The sequence below is a fragment of the Xanthomonas sp. XNM01 genome (genome assembly GCF_014851915.1).
In the GTDB taxonomy this organism is placed as follows: domain Bacteria; phylum Pseudomonadota; class Gammaproteobacteria; order Xanthomonadales; family Xanthomonadaceae; genus Pseudoxanthomonas.
Genome location: NZ_JACVAP010000001.1, coordinates 1,369,318 through 1,391,497, shown reverse-complemented (window position 1 = coordinate 1,391,497; position 22,180 = coordinate 1,369,318). Strand labels below are relative to the sequence as shown.

Annotated in this window: 19 protein-coding genes; all 19 read left to right on the top strand. The window is 71.1% G+C overall.

The features are described from left to right. Positions 1-38 precede the first annotated feature (38 nt). The 19 genes from IB242_RS20740 (at position 39) to IB242_RS06205 (ending at position 22,174) form a co-directional block, all read left to right on the top strand. Positions 39-2,288, top strand: a complete 2,250-nt coding sequence (locus IB242_RS20740; RefSeq protein WP_192277081.1) for an EAL domain-containing protein — start codon at positions 39-41, stop codon at positions 2,286-2,288. Positions 2,289-2,358: 70 nt separating this feature from the next. Further along, the gene (gene flhB / locus IB242_RS06290) at positions 2,359-3,498 is read left to right on the top strand and encodes a flagellar biosynthesis protein FlhB (RefSeq protein ID WP_192277079.1); all 1,140 of its coding nucleotides are present in this window, start codon (positions 2,359-2,361) and stop codon (positions 3,496-3,498) included. Next, the gene (gene flhA / locus IB242_RS06285) at positions 3,495-5,594 is read left to right on the top strand and encodes a flagellar biosynthesis protein FlhA (protein WP_192277077.1); all 2,100 of its coding nucleotides are present in this window, start codon (positions 3,495-3,497) and stop codon (positions 5,592-5,594) included. The genes flhB and flhA overlap by 4 nt, the downstream gene beginning before the upstream one ends. Before the next feature lie 166 nt (positions 5,595-5,760). After that, a complete protein-coding gene (gene flhF / locus IB242_RS06280; protein ID WP_192277073.1) occupies positions 5,761-7,212 on the top strand; it encodes a flagellar biosynthesis protein FlhF in 1,452 nt (483 codons plus the stop codon). Beyond that, positions 7,199-8,077, top strand: a complete 879-nt coding sequence (locus tag IB242_RS06275; protein ID WP_192277070.1) for a P-loop NTPase — start codon at positions 7,199-7,201, stop codon at positions 8,075-8,077. Before flhF ends, IB242_RS06275 begins: the two co-directional genes overlap by 14 nt. Beyond that, the gene (locus IB242_RS06270) at positions 8,074-8,820 is read left to right on the top strand and encodes an RNA polymerase sigma factor FliA (protein WP_192277067.1); all 747 of its coding nucleotides are present in this window, start codon (positions 8,074-8,076) and stop codon (positions 8,818-8,820) included. Before IB242_RS06275 ends, IB242_RS06270 begins: the two co-directional genes overlap by 4 nt. Positions 8,821-8,882: 62 nt before the next feature. Next, positions 8,883-9,275, top strand: coding sequence for a chemotaxis response regulator CheY (gene cheY / locus IB242_RS06265; RefSeq protein WP_192277064.1), 393 nt, complete (start codon positions 8,883-8,885; stop codon positions 9,273-9,275). Then, the gene (locus tag IB242_RS06260) at positions 9,272-9,898 is read left to right on the top strand and encodes a protein phosphatase CheZ (RefSeq protein ID WP_192277061.1); all 627 of its coding nucleotides are present in this window, start codon (positions 9,272-9,274) and stop codon (positions 9,896-9,898) included. The genes cheY and IB242_RS06260 overlap by 4 nt, the downstream gene beginning before the upstream one ends. 4 nt (positions 9,899-9,902) lie before the next feature. After that, entirely contained in the window at positions 9,903-11,774 is a 1,872-nt protein-coding gene (locus IB242_RS06255; protein ID WP_192277058.1) for a chemotaxis protein CheA, read from the top strand. Positions 11,775-11,913: 139 nt separating this feature from the next. Continuing rightward, positions 11,914-12,654 carry a flagellar motor protein gene (locus IB242_RS06250; protein ID WP_192277055.1) on the top strand — a complete coding sequence of 247 codons (741 nt, stop codon included), beginning with the start codon at positions 11,914-11,916 and terminating at the stop codon, positions 12,652-12,654. 13 nt (positions 12,655-12,667) lie between these two features. Further along, entirely contained in the window at positions 12,668-13,645 is a 978-nt protein-coding gene (gene motD, locus IB242_RS06245) for a flagellar motor protein MotD (protein WP_192277052.1), read from the top strand. Further along, entirely contained in the window at positions 13,645-14,433 is a 789-nt protein-coding gene (locus IB242_RS06240) for a ParA family protein (RefSeq protein ID WP_192277049.1), read from the top strand. Before motD ends, IB242_RS06240 begins: the two co-directional genes overlap by 1 nt. Further along, positions 14,430-15,461 (top strand): chemotaxis protein CheW, encoded by a 1,032-nt coding sequence (locus IB242_RS06235; RefSeq protein WP_192277046.1) that lies wholly within the window; start codon positions 14,430-14,432, stop codon positions 15,459-15,461. Before IB242_RS06240 ends, IB242_RS06235 begins: the two co-directional genes overlap by 4 nt. 122 nt (positions 15,462-15,583) lie before the next feature. Then, the gene (locus IB242_RS06230; protein WP_192277042.1) at positions 15,584-15,901 is read left to right on the top strand and encodes an STAS domain-containing protein; all 318 of its coding nucleotides are present in this window, start codon (positions 15,584-15,586) and stop codon (positions 15,899-15,901) included. Continuing rightward, entirely contained in the window at positions 15,898-16,263 is a 366-nt protein-coding gene (locus tag IB242_RS06225; protein ID WP_192277039.1) for a response regulator, read from the top strand. Before IB242_RS06230 ends, IB242_RS06225 begins: the two co-directional genes overlap by 4 nt. A 36-nt stretch (positions 16,264-16,299) precedes the next feature. Then, positions 16,300-18,285 carry a chemotaxis protein CheA gene (locus IB242_RS06220; protein WP_192277036.1) on the top strand — a complete coding sequence of 662 codons (1,986 nt, stop codon included), beginning with the start codon at positions 16,300-16,302 and terminating at the stop codon, positions 18,283-18,285. A gap of 222 nt (positions 18,286-18,507) precedes the next feature. Beyond that, the gene (locus tag IB242_RS06215) at positions 18,508-20,748 is read left to right on the top strand and encodes a methyl-accepting chemotaxis protein (RefSeq protein WP_192277034.1); all 2,241 of its coding nucleotides are present in this window, start codon (positions 18,508-18,510) and stop codon (positions 20,746-20,748) included. An 87-nt stretch (positions 20,749-20,835) separates the two neighbouring features. After that, positions 20,836-21,600, top strand: coding sequence for a flagellar brake protein (locus IB242_RS06210; RefSeq protein WP_192277031.1), 765 nt, complete (start codon positions 20,836-20,838; stop codon positions 21,598-21,600). 97 nt (positions 21,601-21,697) lie between these two features. Beyond that, positions 21,698-22,174, top strand: a complete 477-nt coding sequence (locus tag IB242_RS06205; protein WP_192277028.1) for a chemotaxis protein CheW — start codon at positions 21,698-21,700, stop codon at positions 22,172-22,174. Positions 22,175-22,180: the final 6 nt, after the last annotated feature.

Here is a 22,180-nt window from a genome sequence, read left to right as displayed (position 1 = left end):
TGTTGCGGCCACGAGGATCCTCGGTGCCGCCAACGCCCATGCCCGGCAAGCAGGACCCTCCGCGCGCCCCGCCCTCGCCCGGCGGCTCGGTGCCGGGGCCGGTCGTCGCAGGCACATGGCCGCAGCAGGCGCTGGCGGTGTCCGTGGTGTGCCTGCTGCTGCAGGCGCTGCCGGTGTCCTACCTGCCGGCCTTCCAGGCCGGCGCGAGCGCCTCGCTGGCCCACCTGCACTGGGGCGTGCTGCTGGCGACGGCGATGCTGTGCGAGCGCCGCGTGTTCACCGCCGCCTACCTGGCCGTGTTCGCCGGCTGGTGCCTGCGCGTGCTGCTGGGCGACGGCGATGCGGTCGGCACCACCGTGCTGGCCGGCGTGCTGGGCTACGCGGCGATGTATGCATGGACGCTGGTGTGCCTGCGCCTGATGGGCTGGCCGCGGCCGGCCGGGCGCGGCCGCATCCGCCAGCACGACGTCATTCCCTACGGCGTGTGCGCGCTGTTCCTGTTCCCGTTGGGCTGGGCCGTGGCGCATGCGGCATCGCGCGCCCTGTTCGACCCGGCATCTCCGCAGCTGTGGGCCGAGGTGCTCCAGGTCGGCTACGCCCGCTTCTTCGGCGTGCTGTGCGTGACCCTGCCGGTCCTGCTGTTCGCCACAGGACGCCACGAGCCGGCGCCGATGCCCAGCCGCATTCCCTGGTGGGAGGCGGCGCTGGGCGTGGCGTATCTGGCCCTGGTCGCCAGCCTGCTGCTGGTCTCGCCGCGCCTGCACCAGGCGCCGTTCGAGGCGCTGCTGGACCAGCGCTTCATGTTGATGGTGGCGATGATCTGGCTGGCCCTGCGGCTGCCCTGGCGCTGGTCGGCACCGCTGGTGGCGGCCCTGATGCTGTTGCTGGCGGTGCTCATCGCCTGGGGCAGCCGGCATGGTCCGGGGCTGGACGCGGTGCGGCTGGCGCAGCTGGCCGCAGAACTGGGCGTGCTGCAGCTGATGATCCTGCTGTGCTTGGTGATGAGCCGCGACAACCGGCGCGCGGTCGAACGCCTGGCCGAGGAGAGCCGCCGCGATGGATTGAGCGGCGTGCCCAACATCAACGCGCTGCGCCAGGACCTGGCGCGGCGTGAGCCGGTGCCCGCCGAGATCGCCTGCCTGGGCATCGAGCACGTCGACAGCCTGGTCGCCGGGCTCGGCCTGCCGGCCCAGGAAGCGCTGACGGCCGGGCTGGCGGCGCACTTGCTGCCGCACGTGAGCACCTACACGCTCGGCCCCGGTCGCTTCGTGCTGGTCCCGGGCGATGGCGCGGTGTCCTGGCAGGGCGTGCTGGCGCGGATCGAGCAGTTCGAGTTCGGCTACGGCGACAGCCGCGTGCGGATCGAACCGCATCTGGGGGTCTGCCGGCTGCGCGAGACCGGCGAAAGCGCGGTCGATGCGGCGCTGGAGGCGGCCTACGGCGCGCTGCTGGAAGCGCGCCAGCGCGGCGAGACCGCGCCGGTGTTCGCGCAGGGGCGTGCCGACCCGGCCGCACGCAAGGCGCTGCTGCAGACCCACTCACTGGCGTTGTCGCTGGTGCGGCAGCGCCGGATCGAGCTGCATGCGCAGCCGATCCGGCGGATCGATGCGCAGCACGCCTGCATGGCCGAGATCCTGTGCCGGCTGCGCTGCGAGGACGGCCGCCTGCTGATGCCGCGCGACTACATGGACGAGCTGGAAGCCAGCCGCGGCGTGGTCGAGCTGGACCGGGCCGTGGTCGAGACCCTGCTGCAGTGGTTCCGCAGGCACGGCGGCCAGCGGCCGTTCGCACGGCTGGCGGTCAACCTCACGGGGCGCAGCCTGGTGTCCGACCATTTCCGCAACTGGCTGCTCTACCAGCTCGACAACACCCCCGGCAGCGCCGCGGCGCTGTGCTTCGAGATCACCGAACGGGCGATCGGCGGCAGCCTGGACCAGGCCCGCCCGCTGCTGGACGGCCTGAGCCAGCGCGGCTGCCTGGTCGCGCTGGACGACTTCGGCACCGGCATGCAGAGCTTCGAGCGCCTGCAGCAGCTGCCGATCAACCTGGTCAAGATCGACGGCACCTTCGTCCGCGCGATCGCCACCAATGCGCGCGACCGCGAGCTGGTACGGGCGATGGTCACCATCGCCCGCGCCTACCGCGCCGAGATCGTGGCCGAGTACGTCGAGGACGCGGCCGTGCTGGAGCAGCTGCGCGAGCTCCAGGTCGACTGGGTGCAGGGCTACCACATCGGCCGGCCCCAGCCGCTGGAGGACCTCGACGCGGCCGGTCCGGCGCCCGGCTGAGTCCGGCACCGGCGGCTGGCACGCCGCTTGCAGCCTGTCCCTGCAGCCCCCCACGGCGCAGGAGCCGGCGATGGCCGAGAACGAAGACGGCCAGGAACGCACCGAACAACCCAGTGAGAAGCGCCTGCGCGAAGCCCGTGAGAAGGGCAACGTGCCGCGCTCGCGCGAGCTGGCGACCGTGGCCGTGTTCGGCGCCGGCGTGGCCGGCCTGCTCGCGCTCGGCCCTGCCCTGTCGCAGGGCGCGATGGGCTGGATGCAGGCCGCGCTGTCGCCCGATCCGGAGCTGATCGCCTCGCCCGAGCGGCTGTTCGCCCATGCCGGCCATCTGCTGCTGCGGCTGCTGGTGGTGATGCTGCCGCTGATCGTGATCTGCCTGCTGGCCTGCGTGCTGGCCCCGGCGGTGATGGGCAGCCTGCAGGCGTCCTCCAAGAGCCTGCAGCCCGATCTCAAGCGCCTGGACCCGCTGGCCGGGCTCAAGCGCGTGTACGGCGCCGAGGGCCTGGCCGAGCTGGCCAAGTCGCTGCTGCGCGTGCTGTTCGTCGGCACCGCAGCCGGCCTGACCCTGACCCACGGCCTGGGCACGCTGCGGGCGATGCCGGCGCAGACCCTGGAGACGGCGGTGCGCAGCGGCCTGGGCTTCACCTCCAGCCTGCTGATCGCCACCACCTCGGCGATGCTGCTGCTGGCGGCCATCGATGCGCCTTACCAGAAGTGGAACTGGCGGCGGAAGCTGATGATGACCCGCCAGGAAATGCGCGACGAGTTCAAGGAATCCGAGGGCCGCCCGGAGGTGAAGGGGCGGATCCGGCAGATGCAGCAGCAGCTGTCGCAGCGACGGATGATCGAGGCGGTGCCGCAGGCCGACGTGGTGGTGGTCAACCCGACCCACTACGCGGTGGCGCTGAAGTACGTCGGCGACAGCATGCGCGCGCCCAAGGTGGTGGCCAAGGGCGTGGACGAGGTGGCGCTGCGGATCCGCGAGGTCGGCGAACTGCACCGGGTCGCGATCGTGTCCGCACCGCCTTTGGCACGCGCCTTGTATCGGGAAGGCCAGCTCGACAAGGAAATCCCCGTGAGACTGTACGCGGCCGTGGCCCAGATCCTCTCCTACGTCTACCAGCTGCGCGCCTGGCGCGGCGGTGCGCGCATGCCGCATCCGGAGCTGGCGCCGATCGACGTTCAGGAACATCCGCCGGGTGAGCCGCGATGAGCGCCGCCGTCCCGCAGCCGCCGCTGGCCCGCCGCCTGCTCGAGATCGCGCGCAGCGGCGTGGGCGCGCCACTGATCGTGCTGGCGATGCTGGCGATGGTCGTGGTGCCCCTGCCCGCGCCGGTGCTCGATGCGCTGTTCAGCTTCAACATCGCGATCTCGCTGGTGGTGCTGCTGGCGGTGGTCTACGTGCAGCGTCCGCTGGATTTCACGATCTTCCCGATCGTGCTGCTGATGACCACGATGCTGCGCCTGGCGCTGAACGTAGCCTCGACCCGCGTGATCCTGCTCAACGGCCAGAACGGCCACGACGCGGCCGGCAAGGTCATCGCCGCGTTCGGCGAGTTCGTGGTCGGCGGCAACTACGCGGTCGGCATCATCGCCTTCGCGATCCTGACCATCATCAACTTCGTGGTCATCACCAAGGGCGCCGGGCGCGTGTCGGAAGTGACCGCGCGCTTCATCCTCGACGCGATGCCCGGCAAGCAGATGGCGATCGACGCCGACCTCAACGCCGGCCTGCTCTCGCGCGAGGAGGCCAAGGCCCGGCGCGAGGAGGTCCGCGAGGAAGCCGACTTCTACGGCGCGATGGACGGCGCCAGCAAGTTCATCCGCGGCGACGCGATCGCCGGCATCCTGATCCTGTTCGTGACCCTGATCGGCGGCCTGATCGTCGGCGTGCTGCAGCACGGCATGCCGGTCGGCGAGGCCGCCTCGACCTACACCCTGCTGTCGATCGGCGACGGCCTGGTCTCGCAGCTGCCGGCCCTGCTGGTGTCCTCGGCGGTGGCGCTGCTGGTGACCCGCGCCTCGCGCGCCCAGGACATGCGCAACGCCATGGTCGGCCAGGTGTTCGGCCAGCACCGCGCCCTGGCGATCGCCGCGGCGATCCTGATCGCGGTCGGCCTGGTGCCGGGCATGCCCAACGTCGCCTTTTTGACGCTGGGCGCGATCCTCGGCTTCCTGGCCTGGAAGCTGTGGAAGCGGGGCGAAGCCGCCGCCGCGCAGGACGCCGCCAACGGCACCGATGCCGACGGGGGCGCGCAGCCGACCCCGGGCTACACCACGCCCGAGCTGGGCTGGGACGAACTGCGCCCGGTCGATCCGCTGGGCCTGGAAGTCGGCTACCGGCTGATTCCGCTGGTCGACAAGGCCCAGGGCGGCGAACTGATGGCGCGGATCAAGGGCGTGCGCCGCAAGCTGACCCAGGAGATCGGCTTCCTGGTGCCGCCGGTGCACATCCGCGACAACCTGGAACTGCCGGCGACCCATTACCGGCTGATGGTCCACGGCGTGCCCGTGGCGACCGCCGAGGTCCACCCCGACCGCGAGCTGGCGCTCGACCCGGGCGGCGCGCTCGGCACCATCGACGGCATCAAGGGCAAGGACCCGGCGTTCGGCCTCGACGCGGTGTGGATCCAGCCCCACCAGCGCGCCCAGGCCGAGTCGCTGGGCTACACCGTGGTCGATCCGGCCACCGTGATCGCCACCCACCTCTCGCACCTGGTGCGCGAGCACGCGCCGGAGCTGCTCGGCCACGAGGAGGTCCAGCAGCTGCTGGCGCAGCTGACCAAGACCGCGCCCAAGCTGGTCGAGGACCTCACCCCCAAGACCCTGCCGCTGTCGGTGGTCGTGCGGGTGCTGCAGAACCTGCTGATCGAGCGGATCCCGGTGCGCCAGCTGCGCAAGATCGTCGAGTCGCTGGTCGAGCACGGCGCGCACAGCCAGGACCCGGCCGTGCTGACCGCGGCCGTCCGCAACGCGCTGGGACGTTTCATCGTGCAGGAGATCGCGGGCATGTCCCCGGAGCTGCCGGTGTTCACCCTGGCCGCGCCTTTGGAACGGGTCTTGCAGGACTCTGCACAGGGCAGCGGCGCCGCGCTGGAGCCCGGTCTGGCCGAACGCCTGCAGCAGAGCCTGCAGGACTGTGCGGGCCGCCAGGAGGCACGCGGCGAACCTGCGGTGGTGCTGGTGCCGGGAACGGTCCGCGCCGCGCTGGCCCGGCTGGTGCGGCACAGCGTGCCCAACCTGTCGGTGCTGTCCTACACCGAAGTTCCCGAGGACAAGCGCCTCAAGCTGATCGGCACGATCAGCTGAGACGCCAGAGAAGCGACACGACCTGGGGCCGCAGGGCCCCGCGAGCGGAGACCACAGCGATGACAGCGGCATCCACATCGACATGCGGGCAGGCGCCTCGGGCGCCGTCCCCCGCCCCGGCCAGCGCCGGCAGCGTCTCCCGCCACACCACCCGTGACCGACTGCCATGAAGATCAAGCGATTCGTAGCCCCCGACATGCGTACCGCGCTGCGCCAGGTCCGTGAGGAGCACGGTGCCGACGCGGTGATCCTGTCCAACCGCCGCACGTCCGAAGGCGTCGAGATCGTGGCGGCCAGCAACTACGACGAGGACGCGGTCCAGCGCGCCCTGATCGAGGCCAACCGCGCCGCGGCCGAGACCCAGCGCGCCGCGCAGGCGGCTGCGGCGGCACCGGTCCGTCCCGCGGCGCCGGAGGCAGGCATGGCCGCGCTGCCGGCGTCGCTGCAGGCGGCGGCCGCTGCCCCGCCCGTCCCGGCCGCGGGCGTCGCCGCCGCCGACATCCCGGCCGCGCTGCCGGAGAACGAAGCCGGCTTCACCGGCAACGCGTTCGCCGCGCTGCTGGCGAACGCGCAGGCCGCGCAGGCCAGCGAGGCCAGGGCCGCCGTCGCCAGCCTGCAGGCGCAGGCCGACGCCGACGTCGAACGCGCCGCGGCCGAACGCGCGGCCGCGCCGGCGCTGGCGGCGGTGCCGGCGCTGCCCACGGCCAACAGCGATGCCCAGCTCGACCAGATGCGCGACGAACTGGCGCAGATGCGGCAGATGATCGAGCGCGAGATGCACCGGCTGACCGACGAGCGCCTGCGCGGCTCGCCCGTGCGCCTGCAGGCCATGGAGCTGATGGACGATTACGGCTTCGATGCCGGCATCACCCGCGACGTGGTCCTGCAGCTGCCGGCCGACACCGCCGAGCATCGTGGCCGCGGCCTGATGCTGGGCCTGATCTCGCGGCGCCTGCCGGTGTGTCCGGTCGATCCGCTGTCGCAGGGCGGCGTGATCGCCCTGGTCGGCCCGACCGGCGCCGGCAAGACCACCACCATCGCCAAGCTCGCCGCCCGTTACGCCGCCGAGCACGGTGCCCGCAACATCGCCCTGGTCACCACCGACACCGCCCGCATCGGCGGCCGCGAGCAGCTCTACAGCTATGGCCGCCAGCTCGGCGTGGCCGTGCACGAGGCCGACAGCGACGCGGCCCTGATCCAGCTGCTGCAGCGCCTGCAGGACTACAAGCTGGTGCTGGTGGACACCGCCGGCATGGGCCAGCGCGACCGCGCCCTGGCCAGCCAGCTCAACTGGCTGCGCGCCGCGCGCGAGGTCCGCACCCTGCTGGTGCTGCCGGCCAACTCCCACTACGCCGATCTGGACGAGGTCGTGCGCCGCTTCGGCGGGGCCAATCCGCAGGGGGTGGTCCTGACCAAACTGGACGAGACCGGCCGCCTGGGCAGCGCCCTGTCGGTGGTGGTCGACCACCAGCTGCCGCTGACCTGGGTGACCGACGGCCAGCACGTTCCCGACGACCTGCACCGCGCCAATGCCGCCAGCATCGTGCTCCGCCTTGAAGATCTGCGCCGCGCTGCCGATAAGCCGAACATCCCGGAGCACGACCATGCAGCCGCGTGAGCCCTACCCCCCGACCATGTCCATCCCGACCAGCACCCAGCCCAGCATGAATCCGGTCCGCAGCATCGCCGTCACCGGCGGTAAGGGTGGCGTGGGCAAGACCAACATCTCGGTCAACCTGGCCGCGTCGCTGGCCATGCTCGGCAAGCGCACGCTGCTGCTGGACGCCGACCTGGGCCTGGCCAACGTCGACGTGCTGCTGGGCCTGTCGCCGCAGAACACCCTGGCCGACCTGGTCGCCGGGCGCTGCGAGCTCGACGACGTGATCCTGGAAGGCCCCGGCGGCCTGCTGGTGGTCCCGGCCGCGTCCGGCCGCCGCCACATGGCCGAGCTGCAGCCGGCCCAGCACGTCGGCCTGGTCAACGTGTTCAACGACCTGCAGCGCGACCTGGACATCCTGGTCGTCGATACCGCCGCCGGCATCACCGACAGCGTGCTGACCTTCTGCCAGGCCGCGCAGGACGCGGTGGTGGTGGTCTGCGACGAGCCGGCCTCGATCACCGACGCCTACGCGCTGATCAAGGTCCTCTCGCGCGAGCGCGGCGTGGACCGGCTGCAGGTGGTCGCCAACATGGTGCGCAGCCCGGCCGAGGGCCGCGGCCTGTACGAGAAGCTCTCGCGGGTGTGCGAGCGCTTCCTCGGCGATGTCTCGCTGAATTTCCTGGGCGCGGTGCCGCAGTGCGACTGGCTGCGGATGGCCGTGCAGCGCCAGCAGGCCGTCGCCACCGCCTATCCGGCCAGCGCCTCGGCGCGTGCGATCGCCGAGATCGCGCGCCGCACCGCCCGCTGGGAGGCGCCGACCACCCCGCGCGGCAACATCGAGTTCTTCGTCGACCGGATGATCCGGCAGGGAGCGCTCGCGTGAATACCGCCGCCGCCGAATACCGCGCCGTCCAGCGCGCAAGCGCCGGCGACTGCGTGTCACGTCATGCCGACCTGGTCCGCCGTATCGCCCACCACCTCGCCGCGCGCCTTCCGGCCAGCGTCGAGATCGACGACCTGATCCAGTCCGGCATGATCGGCCTGATCGAGGCCTCGCGCAGCTACGACCCCGAACAGGGCGCGTCCTTCGAGACCTACGCCTCGATCCGCATCCGCGGCTCGATGATCGACGAGATCCGGCGTGGCGACTGGGTGCCGCGCTCGGTCCACCGGCGCGCACGCGATGCCGCTGCCGCGGTCCGCGAGCTCGAGCAGGCCAGTGGCCGCGCGGCGACCCCGCAGGAAGTGGCCGCGCGCCTGGAGATGCCGCTGCCCGAGTACATGAAGCTGCTCGAGGACGCCTCGCGCGGCCAGGTGCTGAGCCTGGACTCGCACGTCGAGGACCACGGCGAGGTGCATGCGCCCAGCGGTGGCCTCAGCCCGCAGCAGACCCTGGAGCGCAGCGACTTCGGCCGCGAGCTGGCCGGCGCGATCGGCCAGCTGCCCGAGCGCGAGCAGCTGGTGCTGTCGCTGTACTACGAGCAGGAGCTGAACCTCAAGGAGATCGGCGCGGTGCTCGGCGTCAGCGAGTCGCGGGTCTGCCAGATCCATGGCCAGGCCGTGCTGCGCCTGCGCGGACGGCTGGGCGGCTACGAGTCGCGCGATGCCGGCCTCGACAGCGCCTGAACTCCCGCCGCCATTCCACAACCACGTACCATGCGCCATCCGCAACAGTCCTGGAGTCGAACGTGAACAAGAACATGCGCATCCTGATTGTCGATGACTTCTCGACCATGCGCCGCATCGTCAAGAACCTCCTCGCCGATCTGGGCTACACCAACACCGCCGAAGCCGACGACGGCAACACGGCGCTGGCGGCGCTGCGCAGCGCACCGTTCGATTTCGTGGTCACCGACTGGAACATGCCCGGCATGACCGGCATCGACCTGCTGCGCGCGATCCGCGCCGACGACAAGCTCAAGACCCTGCCGGTGCTGATGGTCACCGCCGAGGCCAAGCGCGAGCAGATCATCGAGGCCGCGCAGAACGGCGTGAACGGCTACATCATCAAGCCGTTCACCGCGCAGACCCTGGAAGAGAAGCTGGGCAAGATCTTCGAACGGCTGGCGGCCACCGCATGAGCGTCGTCCTGGAACAGACCGATCGCGCCGCGCTGGTCGCGCGCCTGCAGGGCGCGCTGGATGCGCTCGAACGCGGCGACGAGGGCGCATGGCGCCAGGAAATCGACGGCCTGGCCGCCGCGCGCACCCGCCCGCTGGTGCAGGGCCTGAGCCGGCTGGCCCGCGAGCTGGGTCAGGCGCTGGGCGAACTGCCCGAGCCGCCGGACGGCACCCCGCATGCGGCCGAACTCGACGACGCCTGCGCGCGCCTGGACCACGTCATCAAGATGACCGAGGACGCCAGCCACCGCACCCTGGACCTGGCCGAGGAAAGCCGTGCCCTGGCCACCCGCCTGCGCGAGAGCGGCGTCGGTCCGGACCAGGAGGCGCTGCTGGACCAGCTGCGCCACAACCTCACCGAGATCGCGCTCACCCAGAGCTACCAGGACCTGACCGGACAGATCATCCGCCGCGTCGCCGGCATCGTGCGCCGCGTGCACGAGGGCTTCGGCGCGCTGGGCCTGCCGCCGAAGGAAGAGCCCGCCCGCGACGGCAAGCTCGCCGGCCCGGCCGTCGCCGGCCTGGATCGCCACGCGGTGTCCCAGAACGACGCCGACGCGCTGCTGTCGGACCTGGGGCTGTAATGCCATGAGCGGCGTGACACCGGAAATCGCGGCGGACTTCATCATCGAGGCCCAGGAAATCCTGGACCGCCTCGGCGAGCAGCTGGTCGGCCTGGAGCAGGCCCCGGACGACCGCGAGCAGCTCAACGCGGTGTTCCGTGGCTTCCACACGCTGAAGGGCGGTGCCGGCTTCCTCGGCATCACCGCGATGGTCAACCTGTGCCATGCCGCCGAGGAAACCCTCGGCCTGGTCCGCGCCGGCGAAGCCGAACTGACCGCGCTGCATTTCGATGCCGCGCAGCAGTCGCTGGACTGGCTGCAGGCCATGCTCGATGCGGTCGCCGGTGCCGCCGAACCCGAACACGCCCCGCCGGAACTGATCGCCCAGTTCAGCGTCGAACCCGCGGCCGCCGTTGCCGCGCCGGTCGCTGCCGCCGCCCCCGTGGCCGCTGCCAAGCCGGCCTCGGACATGATCGACGACGACGAGTTCGAGGCCCTGCTCGACCAGTTGCATGGCGCCGCTCCGCCAGGCGCAGCCGCGCCGGCTCCGGTCGCCGCGCCGCCGACCAAGGGCGGGATGATCGACGACGACGAGTTCGAGGCCCTGCTCGACAGCCTGCATGGCGCGAGTGCCCCCGGTGCGCAGCCGTTGCCGGCGCTCCAGGCCGCCCCGCCGCCGGCAGCGCCCGCCGCCAGGCCGGCCGCCCCGCGCGCGGTCCCCGCGCCGCGTGCGACGACGCCGAGCGAAGCCGAGCACACGGTCCGCGTCGATACCCGTCGCCTGGACGCCATCGTCAACCTGATCGGCGAGCTGGTGCTGGCCCGCAACCGGCTCAAGACCCTGCGCACCCGGCTCAAGGACGAGGAGCTGGACCGCGCCGTCGCCAGCCTGGACGTGGCCACCGCGCGCCTGCAGTCGGCGGTGATGCGCACCCGCATGCAGCCGGTCGGCAAGGTCTTTTCGCGCTTTCCCAAGGTCGCCCGCGACGTCGCCCGCTCGTTGTCCAAGGAAGTCGAGCTGGAGCTGGTCGGCGCGGAAACCGAGCTGGACCGCAACCTGGTCGAGGCGCTGGCCGATCCGCTGGTGCACCTGGTCCGCAACGGCATCGACCACGGCATCGAATCGCCCGAGCTGCGCGAAGCCGCCGGCAAGCCGCGCACCGGGCGCCTGCGACTGGCCGCGCAGCAGGAAGGCGACTACGTCGGCATCGAGGTCGTCGACGACGGCGCCGGCATCGACCCCGAACGCCTGCGCGCCAAGGCCCGCGAGAAGGGCCTGCTCGACGCCGAGGCCGCGGCCCGGCTCAGTGCCGAGGAATGCCTGAGCCTGGTGTTCATGGCCGGCCTGTCGACCAAGCAGCAGGTCACCGACATCTCCGGTCGTGGCGTCGGCATGGACGTGGTCCAGTCGCGGATCCGCGAGCTCGGCGGCCAGATCCAGATCCAGTCCGAACTCGGCCGTGGCAGCCGCTTCCTGATCCGGGTGCCGCTGACCCTGGCGATCCTGCCGACCCTGCTGGTGCAGGCCGGCGACGACGTCTACGCCCTGCCACTGGCACGGGTGATGGAAGTGCTGCACGCACCGGCCGCCTCGGTCGGCTGGTTCGACGGCGATCCGGTGCTGGACCGGCAGTCGCACACGCTGCCGCTGGTCGACCTGCGCCGCTGGCTGCACGTGCAGCCCGACGAGACGCCGCTGCTGACGGTGGTGGTGCTGCAGATGGGCGACGCGCGCTTCGGCCTGGTCGTCGACCAGGTCCGCGGTCGCGAGGAAGTGGTGATCAAGCCGCTGCCGCGCGCCCTGCGCGGGCTGCCCGGCTATGCCGGCGCGACCCTGATCGGCGACGGACGCCTGGCGCTGATCCTCGACGTCGACGGCCTGCGCGCCAGCCACTGAGCGGGACGGCCACGGCCGTCCCCCGATGCAGCGGGGCCTGCGCTCCGATGCCCTGCGCGAGTGAGGCGCAGCACACACTTCGCCGCAGTGCGTCATCGCGCTGCTCAAGTCACGCCCTTCCCCGGTCGATACAGCCCCCATGGACATCCTCAGCCTCATCGGATTGTTGCTGGCCCTGATCGCACTGGTCGGCGGCAGCATCCTGAAGGGCGCGGGCCTGGGTTCGCTCTGGTCGTCGGCCGCCTTCGTGATCGTGATCGTGGGCACCATGGCCTCGATCTTCGTGCACACCCCGCCGGCCGTGTTCAAGCGCGCGCTCGCCATCCTCGGCTGGATCATCAAGCCGCCGGCGGCCGACCGCGAGGCGCTGGTGGCGCAGATCATCGAGTGGAGCAACATCGCCCGCCGCCAGGGCCTGCTGGGCCTGGAAGCGCAGGTGGCCGAGCAGTCCGACCCGTTCCTGAAGAAGGGCCTGCAGATGCTGGTCGACGGCGTCGAGCCGGAGGCGATCCGGCACATGCTGGAAATCGACCTGTCCGGCCAGGAACACCACGACCTGGCCGCGGCCAAGGTATTCGAGGGCATGGGCATCTATGCGCCGACGCTGGGTATCATCGGCGCGGTGTTCGGCCTGATCGCGGTGATGAAGAACCTGGCCGACCCGAGCAAGCTCGGCCACGGCATCGCCGCCGCGTTCACCGCGACGATCTACGGCATCGCCTCGGCCAACCTGTTCTTCCTGCCGGTCGCCTCCAAGCTCAAGAGCGTCATCAACCGCCGCACCGGCGAGCGCGAGATGATCATCGAGGGCCTGATCGCGATCGCCCAGGGCGAGAATCCGCGCAACATCGAGGCCAAGCTGGCCGGCTTCCTGCACTGAGCCGGGGCGAGCGATGGCGCGCAAGAAGGCCCACGAGGAACACGCGAACCACGAGGCATGGGCCATCCCCTATGCCGACCTGATGACGCTGCTGCTGGCGTTCTTCGTGGTGATGTACGCGATCTCCTCGCTCAACGAGGGCAAGTACCGGGTGCTGGCCGATTCGCTGAGCGCGGCGTTCGGAGGCGCCCCGCGCACGATCAATCCGGTCCAGGTCGGCAACAACCAGCTGCAGGGCTCGGACTTCGACCGGCCCTCGCCGATCAAGTCCGGCGCCAAGTCCGGTCCGTCGGCGCCCTCGCCCGCGCCCAATCCCACCCTGCTGCCGTCGCTGGCCTCGCATGCGCGCACCGGCACGCCGATGGAGATCAGCGATCGCGACGCGATGGAACGGGTGCAGAACCAGCTGGGCAACATCGCCTCCAGGCTGGAAGACGCGCTGGCGCCGCTGGTCGACGCGCGCCTGATCACCGTGCAGCGCGCCGAGCTGTGGCTGGAGGTGGAGATCAACAGCGACATCCTGTTCGATCCCGGATCGGCGGCGCTCGACCTGTCCGCGCATGACGTGCTGTCCAAGCTGGCCGACGTGCTGCGCGACACGCCCAACCCGGTCCGGGTCGAGGGCTACACCGACAACATGCCGATCAACACCGTGCAGTTCCCGTCCAACTGGGAGCTGTCGGCCGCGCGCGCGGCCAGCGTGGTCCACCTGTTCTCGGCGCAGGGGCTGGCGCCGGAGCGGCTGGCCATGGTCGGTTACGGCGAATTCCGGCCGCGGGCGGACAATCTGTCCGCCGAGGGCCGCAACCTCAATCGGCGCGTGGTGCTGATCGTGCTGGCGGCGCCGGATGCACCGGCCAACCCGGCCGACATGGTCAAGCCGACGCCATCGCTGCCGATAGATCAGAAGGCACCGGCCGCCATCGCAGCGGGATCCCGTCCCGCGCCGGCCGATGCCACGACGACAAGTACACAGGGAGGATCCGACTGATGCGCGTGTGGGCGATCGCCAACCAGAAAGGCGGCGTGGGCAAGACCACGACCACCCTGGCGCTGGGCCGCGGCCTGGCGATGCGCGGCCATCGGGTCCTGCTGGTGGACCTGGATCCGCATGCCTCGCTGACCCGCGCCTTCGGCGTTCCCAGCGAGCCGGCGCCGGAAGGCACGCTGGAACTGTTCTCCGCGCCGCCGCAGACGCTCGAAGCGCTGTCCCGCCCCGGCGCGGTCGAGAACATGTCCTACGTCTGCGCGCAGGCCGCGCTGGCCACGCTGGAGCGGCGCAGCGCCAACCAGCCCGGCCTCGGCCTGGCCCTGTCCCAGGCGCTGGCCCGGCATGCCGGGCTGCACGACTACATCCTGCTCGACTGCCCGCCGACGCTGGGCCTGCTGATGATCAACGCGCTGGCCGCCTGCGACCGCGTGGTGATCCCGACCCAGGCCGAGCCGTTGGCCCTGCACGGCCTGGCCGGCATGCGCCGCACCGCCGAGATGGTCGAGCGCTCGCGCCGCCGTCCGCTGCCGGTGTCGGTGCTGCCGACCCTGTACGACAGGCGCACCCGTGCCGGCCAGGACGCGCTCAGGCAGATGGAGCTCGATCATGGCGAGCGCGTCTGGGACGACGCGATCCCGGTCGACACCAAGATCTGCAATGCCGAGCAGCTGGTGCAGCCGCTCACCGACGACGGCTACCCGGGGCGCGCCTTGTCCGCCTACCGGCGCGCCCTGGAGTGGATCCTGGAGAACGATCGCGCCAGCGACGGGATGGAGCAGGCCGCATGAGCGCCGCCGCCGTCCTCGACGACTATCTGGATGGCCTGCTCGCCGACGCGGTCGCGCCGGTGCCTGCTGCCAGGCCGGAACCGTCCGCCACGCCGGTGGCCGCGACCGGAGCGCCGGTCGCTGACGGAGTCGCCGGGCCGGTCGCGCCGGATGACGAGGCGGGTGTCGAGGTGGATGCCGGGCACGATCCAGTGGCCGTGGTGGAGAGTGCCTCCGACACGTCCGCGGAGGTGGTCGAGGCGACCACCGTGCCCGCCGTCGAGGTCGCGCCCGAAACCGCGCTGGACGCGGCGGCGGTTGTGGACGCGCCAGTCGAAACGCCGGCGGTGCCGGAGGAAGCAGCCCCGGTGGTCGGCGTCCCGGTGATCGACGCGGCGCCCGCACCGGCGCCAGCCGTGGCGGTCCCGCCGATCGGACCCGCCGCTCCCGCTCCCGCGGTCGCGCGGGCGCCCGTCCCGGCACCGGCACCTGTCGCACCGCGGCCCCGGTCGCAGGCGGTGCCCGCTGCGCCGCACCCGCCGGCCGTCGACCTGCAGCGGCCGGCGCCGGCAGTGCCCTCCGCGCACCAGCAACGCCGGGTCAGCGACCACAGTTCGCGCTGGCTGCGCCTGCGCTGCGGCGTGCAGCCGTACGGGCTGGAACTGCTCAAGGTCCAGGAAGTCGTTCTGCCGACGCCGCTGCTGCCGCTGCGCGGCACGCCGGCGGCCATGCTCGGGGTGATGAACCTGCGCGGCCAGGTCGTGCCGGTGATGGATCTGGGCGTGCACCTGGGCCAGTCGCCGCTGCCGTCGAGCCCGGCCACGCGCATCGTGGTCCTGGAGGAAGGCGGCGAGACCCTGGGCCTGCGCGTGTCCTGCGTCGAAGACGTGGTGACCCTGGGCCAGGACCAGATCGAATCGCCGGAGAACGCCCGCGTCGGCCGCGTCAGCGCCGCGCTGTTCCGCGGCGTGGCGCGCCTGCAGACCGAGCCGATGATCCTGCTCGACGCCTCCGCCCTGCTCACGCCGGCCGAATCCCGGACGGCCTGAGCCGGCCGGAGATGTGAACCGGCGCACACTGCGGCACGCATCGGCATGAAATCCACCGGCCGCGCTAAAGACCTCGTGAAGGCGGCCGATACAGCTGACCGTACCTTCCAGACGGAGCCCCGATGAGTACCGTGCCCCTTGGCGACGATCTCGGCATCGAGACCAGCGCCGAGCTCAAGGAGCGGCTTGCGCCCTTCCTTTCTCAGCAGGACGTCGTCCTCGACGGCGGCTCCGTGCGCCGCGTGCATACCGCAGCGCTGCAAGTGTTGTGCGCCTTCTTCCGCAGTCGAGCGGATGCCGGCCATCAGACGAGCCTGGAAGGTTGCAGCGACGTCCTCCGCGACGCCGCACGCCTGCTCGGCCTGAGCGCATCCCTTGGGCTGGCCGGTCCCGGCCGGCCGGACCACCCGCAACACAGCACTGTGGAGAACGCCGCATGAGCGCACGCATCCTCGTAGTGGACGATTCGGCGTCGATGCGCCAGATGGTGTCCTTCGCACTGACCTCGGCCGGCTACGCCGTCGAAGAGGCCGAAGACGGCCAGGTCGCCCTCGGTCGCGCCAAGGGCGGCAGCTTCAACGCCGTCGTGACCGACGTGAACATGCCGAACATGGACGGCATCTCGCTGATCCGCGAGCTGCGCCAGCTGCCGAACTACAAGTTCACGCCGATGCTGATGCTGACCACCGAGTCGGCGGCCGACAAGAAGGCCGAAGGCAAGGCCGCCGGCGCCACCGGCTGGCTGGTCAAGCCGTTCAATCCCGAACAGCTTGTCGCCACCGTCCAGAAAGTCCTCGGCTGACGCCGCGTCCCCGACACACCACGAGCCCGCGCGCCCATGAGCATGGACCTGCAACGTTTCCACGCCACCTACTTCGAGGAAAGCCGCGAAGGGCTGGATGCCATGGAGGACGGCCTGCTGGCCCTCGAGGGCGGACAACGCGATCCGGAGGTGGTCAATTCGGTGTTCCGCGCGGCGCACTCGATCAAGGGCGGTGCTGCCACCTTCGGTTTCGAGAAGATGGCCGCGCTGACCCACCTGCTGGAAACGCTGCTGGACGAGATCCGCAGCGGCAAGCGGGCCCTGCAGGCCAGTGCGATCGACGCCATCCTCGGCTCGGTCGACGTGCTGCGCGCCCTGCTGGCCGAGGCCGAGCATGGTCGCGCGGCCGATCCGGCCCTGGTGCAGGCTTCGCATGCGCGCCTGCAGGCCGAACTGGACGGCACCGCGGCCCCGGCCGCCAGCGCCACCGCGACTGCGGCCAGCGCGCCGGCCAGCGATGAACCGGAAGGCTGGAAGATCGGCTTCACCCCGTCGCCGTCGCTGTTCATGACCGGCAACGACCCGCTGCGCATCCTGCGCGAGCTGGAAACCCTGGCCCCGCTCGAGGTCAAGGCACGGATGGAGCGCCTGCCCGGCTTCTCCCAGCTCGACCCGCTCGAGGCCTGCCTGGCGTGGGATCTGGGCCTTGCCGGCAAGGTCTCGCGCACGGCCATCGACGACGTGTTCGCCTGGGTCGTCGACGACTGCGAACTGTCCATCGAACCGCAGATGGCGCAGGCGCCCGCCGCGCCGGCCGTTGCCGCGGCCCCTGCGGCGGCTCCCGCCCTGAGCGTGGTCCAGGGCGGCGCCCAGGCGCCCGCCGCGCATGCCGAGGCGGAAAGCTCGATCCGCGTCAGCGTCGACAAGGTCGATGCGCTGATCAACCTGGTCGGCGAACTGGTCATCACCCAGGCCATGCTCAAGCAGGTCAGCGGCGACATCGACCCCTCGCTGGCCGAACGCCTGTTTGCCGGCCTGGAGCTGCTGGAACGCAACACCCGCGACCTGCAGGAAGCGGTGATCGGCGTGCGCATGCTGCCGGTGGATGCGGTGTTCCGCCGCTTCCCGCGCCTGGTCCGCGACCTGTCGGCGCGCCTGGGCAAGCAGGTCCAGCTGCGCACCATCGGCGAAGGCACCGAGCTGGACAAGGGCCTGATCGAGAAGATCGCCGATCCGCTCGTGCACCTGGTCCGCAACTCGATCGACCACGGCCTGGAACTGCCCGACGCGCGCCGCGCGGCCGGCAAGGACGAGACCGGCACGATCACCCTGGCCGCCTCGCACCAGGGCGGTCACATCGTGATCGAGGTCAGCGACGACGGGCGCGGCCTGAACCGCGACAAGATCCTGGCCAAGGCCGCCGAGCGCGGCCTGGCCGTGCCCGAGAATCCGACCGACGGCCAGGTCTGGGACCTGATCTTCCAGGCCGGCTTCTCCACCGCCGATGCGGTCACCGACCTGTCCGGCCGTGGCGTGGGCATGGACGTGGTGCGCAAGAACATCCAGGCGCTGGGCGGCGAAGTCCAGCTGGAGAGCGCCGAAGGCCGCGGTACCCGCGTGGTCATCCGCCTGCCGCTGACCCTGGCCATCCTCGATGGCATGGTCATCTCCGCCGGTGGCGAAACCCTGATCCTGCCGCTCAACCACGTGCTCGAAGCGCTGCAGCCGCAGAGCGACGACATCCGCTCGGTCGCCGGCGACGGACGCGTGCTGCGCGTGCGTGGCGAGTACCTGCCGCTGCTCGCGCTGTCCGAGCACTACGGTTACCGCGAAGCCGCCGACGAATCGCTGGTGGTGGTGGTCGAAGGCGACGGCCAGAAACTGGCCCTGCAGGTCGACGAGCTGGTCGGCCAGCAGCAGGTCGTGGTCAAGAATCTCGAGCGCAATTACCGTCGCGTTCCCGGCATCTCCGGCGCGACCATCCTCGGCGACGGCCGCGTCGCACTGATCGTCGATGTCGGCGGTCTGGTGCGCCTGTGCCAGATCGCCCAGGCCGCCTGACCCCCCATTCCCGCCCTGCCCGCACGCCGCCCGATTCCATCGGGCGGCGTCGTGATGCCGGCGGGATCGTGATGTCCGGCGCATCAAGTTCCCAGGCCCCGCGCCGCTAGTCCGGTTACCGGACAGAGCGCTCCAGGACGGGGCTGTTTTCCAGCACTACACGTTTCGGCCGTGCGTGGGGAGCACACGGCCGCACCCGTCTTACATTCTGGAGTTTTCCTGATGAAGTGGTTTCAGAACCTGTCCATCGGCCGCAAGCTCGCCGTGGCGTTTACCATCACCACCCTGGCCACGCTGCTGCTGGGCGTGTTCGCGCTGACGCGGATGCAGTCGGCCAACGAGCAGCTGCAGAAGATCGCGCGCCAGGACGTGCCCAACGTCCAGTACCTGGGCGAGATCCGCGCCCAGCTCGGCGAGTACCGCACCTTCGAGATGGCGCAGATCAGCCGCATGGCCGAGGGCGCCGAGGTCATCGCCGATTACGACAAGCGCCTGACCGATTCGCGCGCGATCATCGAGGAACAGGACCGCCTGTATTCGTCGATCGCGATGACCGCACGCGAGAAGGCCGTCTACGACGTGATGAAGGAGCGCCTGGGCGCCTACTTCGAGGCGCATGGCGAGATCGACCGGGCCGTCGCCGCCGGCGATGCGGTCGCCGCGCAGGCCGTCTCCGACGAGAAGTCGCGTCCGCGCCGTCGCGAGCTGTTCGCCAGCCTCAAGGAACTGGGCGAAGTGCTCGACGAGCAGATGGACCAGGAGGTCGCCCAGGCGGACGCGATGTACGTCAACAGCGTGCAGGCGGTGATCGCCTGCATCGTGGTGCTGTCGCTGCTGGCCGCCGGCCTGGGCTGGTCGATCGCGCGTGCGATCACCGTGCCGCTGGCCAGCGCCGTGCGCGTGGCCGACAACGTCGCCGAGGGCAAGCTCGACACCCGCATCGACGCCACCCGCAAGGACGAGGCCGGCACCCTGCTGCGCGCGATGCAGCGCATGCAGGACCAGCTGCAGGCGGTGATGGCCGCCCAGCGCGAGATGGCCCGCAAGCACGATGAAGGCGCGATCAGCTTCCGCATGGATCCGACCGCATTCCCGGGCGATTTCCGGCGCATGGTCGAGGACTGCAACGAGCTGGTCGCCGCGCACGTGGCGGTCAAGATGCGCCTGGTGGCGGTGATGCAGCGCTATGCGGTGGGCGACCTGTCCGAGGACATGGACCGCTATCCGGGCGAGAAGGCGGTGCTGAGCAACACGATGGACGCGGTCAAGGCCAACCTGGGCGCGATCAACCGCGAGATCCGCCGCCTGGCCGAGGCCGCCGCCGCCGGCGACTTCTCCCAGCGTGGCGATGCGGCCCGCTTCGAGCACGACTTCCGCGCGATGATCGATGGCCTCAACGGCATGATCGGCTCGGCCGACGACAACCTGACCCAGGTCTCGCAGCTGCTGCAGGCCATCGCCGGCGGCGATCTCACCGCACGCATGCACGGCGATTTCCACGGCGTGTTCGCGAAGATGCGCGACGACGCCAACGCCACCGTCGAGCAGTTGACCGGCATCGTCGGCCGCATCCAGCAGTCCAACGTGGCCATCAACACCGCCGCCACCGAGATCGCGTCGGGCAACAACGACCTGTCGCGCCGCACCGAGCAGCAGGCCGCCAATCTGGAGGAAACCGCCGCCTCGATGGAGGAGCTGACCTCCACCGTGCGCCAGAACGCCGACCACGCCCGCCAGGCCAACCAGCTCACCATCGGCGCGGCCTCGGTCGCCGCCCAGGGCGGTCAGGTCGTCGGCCAGGTCGTCACCACCATGGCCGACATCCAGGCCTCCTCGCGCCGGATCGCCGACATCATCTCGGTGATCGACGGCATCGCGTTCCAGACCAACATCCTGGCGCTCAACGCCGCGGTGGAAGCGGCCCGTGCCGGCGAGCAGGGCCGCGGCTTCGCCGTGGTCGCCACCGAGGTCCGTTCGCTGGCCCAGCGTTCGGCCACCGCGGCCAAGGAGATCAAGGGCCTGATCGAGGATTCGACCGGCAAGGTCGAGACCGGCTCGGCGCTGGCCCAGCAGGCCGGGGCGACGATGGGCGAACTGGTGGCCTCGGTGCAACGGGTGACCGACATCATGGCCGAGATCTCGGCCGCCTCGCAGGAGCAGGCCGCCGGCATCGAGCAGGTCAACCAGACCATCACCCAGATGGACGAGACCACCCAGCAGAACGCGGCGCTGGTGGAGGAAGCCACCGCCGCGGCGCGTTCGATGGAGGAACAGGCCGCCGGCCTGGCCACCGCCATCGCCGTGTTCCGCATCGACGGCCAGGCCCAGCAGGTCCCGCATGCGCTGGCGCCCGCGCCGGTCGCCACCGCCCTGCGCAAGCCTGCCAGGCGCGCGGCGCCGACCGTGACCCGCACCACCTCCAGCGCAGCCGCCGTGGCCGACACCGACTGGGCGGAGTTCTAAGCGATCGGCGGAGTCCGGCCGGCATGGGTTCAGTTCGAGCCCCTGCCGGCCGATACCGACAGGGCAAACGCCGTTGACCGCCCAGCAATGCCGGACGAGACCATCACATCCCTGCAGACGCCGTCCGATTACGAACAGGCGGCCCGCTACACACTGCACGACCCGCGCGAGATCGTGCGGGTCCTGAGCGCGCTGTGCGACGCCAAGGCGATGATCAGCGCCCACGTGATGCCCGGCGGCACGCCGATGCCCACGGCGGTGGTCGAGGTCGACGCCGACGGCAGCGTCGTGATCGACGCCAGCCGGCTGGATTCGGTCAACCGGCGGGTGCTCGAGGCCAGCCACCTGCTGTGCATCTCGCAGCTCGAACGCGTCCGCATCCAGTTCCGCCTGCAGGGCCTCACCGCGATCGAGCACGACGGGCATCCGGCGTTCCGCGCGCCCTGCCCCGAGGCGCTGCTGCAGCTGCAGCGGCGCGAACTGTTCCGCCTGGCGCTGTTTCCGGGTCCGCATGCCGGGCTGCTGGTGCCGCACGGCAACGCGGCGCCGAAGGAGCACCGGGTGCTGGACATCAGCGGCGGCGGTCTGGCCATGGCGATCGACGAAGACGACCAGCGCCTGTTCGAGGCCCGCAGTTTCCACGAGGGCTGCGAACTCCGGCTGCCGGATACCGAGCCGCTGCCGGTCCACCTGCAGGTCGCCCACGTCTCCACCCACGAGATCCGCGGCCAGCCGCACTGGCGTGTCGGCTGCCGCTTCATCGGCCTGCTGCCGACCACCGAACGGCAGATCCTGCAGTTCATCTTCAAGGTCGAGCGCCAGCGCAACGCGCGCGAGCGGCGCGCGGTCTGAGTGGCGCCCTAAAGTCCTTCCCGCGGCGGCCGATACCGCTCGCATACCCATCCCGGGCGATGCCGTCCTCCGGCCATGCCCACGCAGGAGCCACCCCATGAGCAGCACCCAGTCACAGCCCGCCGGCGAGTTCCTCACCTTCACCCTGGGTGACGAGCACTACGGCGTCGACATCCTGAAGGTGCAGGAGATCCGCGGCTACGACGCGGTCACCCGGGTGCCGGACGCACCGGAATACATCAAGGGCGTGATCAACCTGCGCGGCACCATCGTGCCGGTGATCGACCTGCGCCTGAAGCTGCGCCTCGAGGCCCGCTACGACACCTTCACCGTGATGATCGTGCTCAACGTCGAGGACCGAGTGGTCGGCATCGTCGTCGACGGCGTCTCGGACGTGGTGCCGCTGGCGCAGGAGCAGATCCGCCCGACCCCGGGCTTCGGCGCGGCCGTCGATACCCGCTTCATCTCGGGCATCGGCACCATCGACGAGCGGATGCTGATCCTGCTCGACATCGAGACCCTGCTCGACAGCGCCGACCTGATCGGCACCGCCGAGGTCGAGGCCGCGGCCTGATCCCAA